The following is a 4,742-nucleotide window of genomic DNA, read 5'->3' on the forward strand; positions in this document are numbered from 1 at the left end:
GCGGGCGTGACCTTCGCCAAGCAGTATGGATTGACCCCCGGCATCGCCCTGACTGCCGCGCAGATGGCCCAGCTCACGAGCGACATCGTCTGGCTCGTCGAGCAGACCGTGACCCTTGCCGATGGCAGCACCCAGCAGGTGCTCGTGCCSCAGGTGTATGTGCGYGTGCAGCCCGGGGACATCGACGGCTCCGGTGCGCTGCTGTCGGCCGACCGCCTGAGCATCAAGAACAAGGCGGGTGAAGGCGACTTCACCAACAGCGGCACCGTGGCCGGGCGCTCGCTCGTGKCSATCACCGCGGACAACATCGACAACCTGGGCGGGCGCATCTCGGGGGGCAATGTGGCGCTGGACGCGCGCAACGACATCAACATCATTGGCGGGACGGTCGATGCGCGAGATGCTCTGAGCCTGAAGGCGGGCAACGACATCAATGTGCGCACCACGACCAGCTCCGCCACGGGTGCCCTGACGAGTTCCACCGTCATAGATCGCGTCGCGGGTCTTTATGTGACCAATCCAGGCGGAACACTGGTCGCCAGCGCCGGGCGCGACGTGAACCTCGTGGGCGCCATCATCGAGAACCAGGGSGGTGGCTCGACCTCGATCACGGCAAAGCGGGACATCAATCTGGGGACGGTCACCGAGAGCCGATCACACCTCGCGGTCACCGGCCCCAAGGACTACGTGGGCTCGGCCACCAGCCGCGAGACCGGAACCACGATCACGACCCATGGCACGACGGTCCTCAGCGCGGGCAACGACATCAACGCCCGCCAAGCCACCGTCTCCAGCGGCGACGGCCTGCTCCTGGTGCATGCGGACCGCGACATCAACATCGGCGCCGGACAGACCACGCAACTGGACATCCAGGGCAAGCAGACGACGACCAAGGGGACCTTCAAGAAATCGACCACGACCACGAACAGCAGCGCGGAAAGCACCACCAGCGTGGGCAGCAGCTTCTCGGGCGGCACGGTGGCGATGACGGCCAACAACGACATCACGATCGAGGGGTCGCACATCAGCGGCACCAATGGCGTGCTGGTGGACGCCGGACGCAACCTCACGGTCTACGAGGGCCGCAATACCTCCAGCGCCAGTCTGGAGACCGACACCCAGACCCGGGGCATCGGCTTYGGCGGCGGAAGCCTGCCCATCGTCGGCCCGGTCAAAAAAGGATCCGGCACCGGCATCGAGGTCTCCAGCAACACCGCATCGGCCAGCACCATCCAGAGCAGCCAGGGCGGTGTCTTGCTTCAAGGAGGAGGCACCGTCACGCTGCAGGGCGTGCAGGTCGATGCCGCCAAGGACATCACCATCCACGGCGCCAACGTCGACATCCACGCGGCAGTCGATGGCCAGTCGCTCGCGATCGCCCACAAGAGCAATGACCTGAACCTGGGCAGCGAGACCTGGTACCGCGACCCGAGCACGAGCTTCAATGCCAAGATGGCGCAAGAGGCAGGGATCTCGGACACCTCCCTGGCGCGCACCACGCTCAACGGCGCCAACGTGAACATCACGGCGGACGACACGCTCGCGATGGCCGGCACCACGGTGAACACGCCCGGCGAGCTCTCTCTCAAGGCCGACACCCTGGTCCTGGGCACGCAGGCCACCGAACACGGCACCCAGGAGACCAGCCAGGGCCGGGACCTCATGTACCAGAAGGCCAAGGACAAGGGGACCACCGACCAGACCACGAACTACAACCAGTTCAACGTGGGCAGTCTGGCCGTGAGCGCCAACCACGTGCAGGCCGGCGTGGGCGCGAAGGACAGCATCGAGCAGCTTACGCAGCAGCCCGGCATGGGCTGGATAGAGCAGCTTCAGAACGATCCGAACCTCAGCGGCAAGGTCGACTGGGCGAAGGTCGAGGAGGCGCACAAGAACTGGAACTACAGCCAGCAAGGGCTGACGCCTGAAGGGGCTGCCATCGTGACGGTGGTGGTGACGTACTTCACCTGGGGAGCGGCCTCAGGCGCAGGTGCCGCGGCGGGCGATGCGGCCGCCGTCGGTGCGGGCGAAGGCGTAGCACTCACGAGCGGCAGTGCCTTTCTCACGGGCACGGGTGCGACCATCTCGGGCGCGGTGGGCGGTGCGGTCGCGGCGGGCGTCTCGGCCCTGGCCGGCCAGGCTGCGGTCGCATTGATCAACAACCAGGGTGACATCGGCAAGGCACTGGACGAGCTTGGATCGAGTTCGAACGTGAAGAACCTGCTGACAGCCATCGCCACGGGTGGCGTGCTGGGTGGGTTGAACCTGAACCCCACCGGGCTTCCGACCACAGGCGCGGGTGCAACCGACGTCATGAAGCAGTTGGGCACGAACCTGACCGCTGGCGCTGCGAAGGCAGTCATCAGTACAGCGATCAATGGCGGCAGCCTGGAAGACGCATTGAGGGACGGGATCATCAATGCCGTCCTCGACACCGCTGCGGCGACCGGCGCGAACTGGATTGGCGATGAATTCAAGGGCGTCGCCAACAAGATTGCGCATGCAATCGCCGGCTGCGCCGTTGGCGCGGCAAGGTCGGACGGCAATTGTGCGGCTGGTGCCTTGGGGGCCGTCATCGGCGAACTGTCTGCCGAGCTCTATGGGCGAGAGATCGACACGGTGCAGTTCGCGGCGATGATGAGCAGCATCGCGGCGGCCGTGGCCGGAGGGGACGCGAATCAGATCAACCTTGCGGGGCAGGCAGGGGCCAATGCGGCGGCGAACAACTACTTGAAGCACGACGAAGCTGCGCGACTTGACCAACTTAAGGAAAAGCGCCTTGTCGGCAAATGCGACAGCGCGTGCGACTTCGAGATCAGGACTCTCGAAACGTTGGACGTGAGTCGCAATGCTGAACTCAAGGCGTGCCAGGGCCAGACTTCGCCATCGTGTAAATCGCTCGTCGCGGACGTTCGACAAGCCGCAGCAGACTACATCCGCATCAACGCTCCCGTGCTGGGCATAACAGGGACATACCTCAATGAGCGCGGCGAAACCATCGCCCTTGCCCAGAGCACCATGGGCGACTACACCGTCTGGAACATCGGTAAGGGCGTTGCCTCCAGTGTGTGGGATGCAGCCAATTCAGCAGGCCAGGCTCTCTACACAGGATTTGAGGCGGTGGTGGGCGATCCGCAGGCGCAGCAGCAGGTCAAACAGGGTCTGGGCGCCGCTTGGGACTTCGTCCAGGACCCGCAGAACTGGCCGCAGCTCCTCGGGGCCATGTCGCCTGCGCAGCGCGAAGAACTGGCCCGCGCGTACGAAGCTGGTGACGGAGCGAAGGTGGCCAGCGTGCTCGGCGAGCAGTTGCTCAACGTGCCCACCACTGGCGGTGCCGGCACCATCAAGAGCATCGTCAAGGTCAGCGACACGGTCGAGGAAATTGCATCGCTGGCGAAAAGACTGGACGTGGATCGCGTTGTGGAGGTCCCTGTTGGGGCGAAGGGCAATTGGGACCCGGCGATCAACACGGGTACGACAAGCTCATTGATGCCCAAGACTGCGTACGTGCTTGACAATGGGCACACCTATGTCACGGATGCCTCTGGCCGTGTGAATGCCGTCGAAGGCAATTTGACCTTGGATACGCTGGCTCGCAATGACTATCAGCAGTGCGTGACAGGCAAGTGCAGTGGAGTGGCAAAGGATGAAGGCGGCCACCTGATCGCTTCTAGCTTGGGTGGTGCGGGAGACGGGATCAACATCGTCCCGCAGGCCTCGACATTGAATCGGGGTGACTGGCGGAAGATGGAAAATGAATTGAGGAATGCCCTCCGAGAGGGCAAGACGGTGACGGTAAAAATCGAAGTGGGTTACCCCCCCGATGGTGGCATCCGTCCCAACGCTTTCCTTGTTGAAGCGACCGTTGACGGTGTTGTTAAACGTTTCCCGTACGCACAGTGAAAGATCAAATGATTGCATCGCGCGAGAAAGCCTATGAGGCCATTGCAGCAGTATTGCTCCGGAAGGCCGTACCCGGATGGTCTTCCCTAACTGCGATCTGCCCAATCTTGAGTAAAAACTGTGGCGGGGTCATTACCACTCAATCCACCCCTAAAGGTCACAGCGATCTTCCCATCGGAATGGACGTCTTCGAACTTCAAGAGGCTTGTCTTTTTTTACGAGATGACCTGCTGCGGACAACCAACCAGAGAATTTGGGGGCTGACCTTCACGCTGCGCCCCGATGGAAAATTCGATCTGCAGTACGACTACAACAAGCCAAAAGGCTACGAGGAAACTGACGAAACCATAGACGTGTCGCTTACGGACTTCGTGGACAAAGCCAATAGGGGCGCGCTCGACAACTAGCGACAAATCATCGATCGCGAGGCGAGGATGAAGGCGGCCGCTTGTTAACGCGCCCGGAGGTTCCGCAGGCGGCACGGGCGGCGTCTCGGCGGGCGCAAATGGCCCGGGCACCGTGATCGAAGTGCCCTCCGCGGTCAACGGTTCGGCAGCCGCCAGCGGCAACGCCGCGGCCCCTGTGGCCGATCAAGCCGCTGGCGCGGCCGGCGCGGACCCAGCGGGAAGCGCCAGCGGCACCACGCCAGGCGCGGCGGGCGCGGTGGACGCCGCGGGCCAGTCGGGCAGTTCGCGCAGCATCCCGATGGTCGTTCGCACCAGCACACCCGAGACCCGCTTGCCCACAGCGAGCCTGTTTCGCACCCAGCCGGGCGCGACCGCCCATTACCTGATCGAAACCGATCCGCGCTTTGCCGACTATCGCCAGTGGCTCAGCAG

At 63.6% G+C, this 4,742-nt stretch carries 2 protein-coding genes and 1 pseudogene; all 3 read left to right on the top strand.

Translation table 11 applies throughout. The annotated features are described in order from the left end of the window. Positions 1-3,903, top strand: a 3,903-nt coding sequence (locus AC1DSF_RS30405; RefSeq protein WP_478184037.1) for a DUF637 domain-containing protein, incomplete at its 5' end; no start/stop codon positions are given. 8 nt (positions 3,904-3,911) lie between these two features. After that, positions 3,912-4,310 (top strand): hypothetical protein, encoded by a 399-nt coding sequence (locus AC1DSF_RS30410; protein ID WP_478184038.1) that lies wholly within the window; start codon positions 3,912-3,914, stop codon positions 4,308-4,310. A gap of 112 nt (positions 4,311-4,422) precedes the next feature. Further along, positions 4,423-4,742: pseudogene (locus tag AC1DSF_RS30415) on the top strand (hypothetical protein); the annotation flags it as partial.

The organism is Variovorax sp. 01N429, assembly GCF_056399425.1.

Excerpts from the sequence above, each read along its gene's own strand:
- AC1DSF_RS30410 (WP_478184038.1), top strand. The coding sequence starts at position 3,912 with ATGATTGCATCGCGCGAGAAAGCCTATGAGGCCATTGCAGCAGTATTG.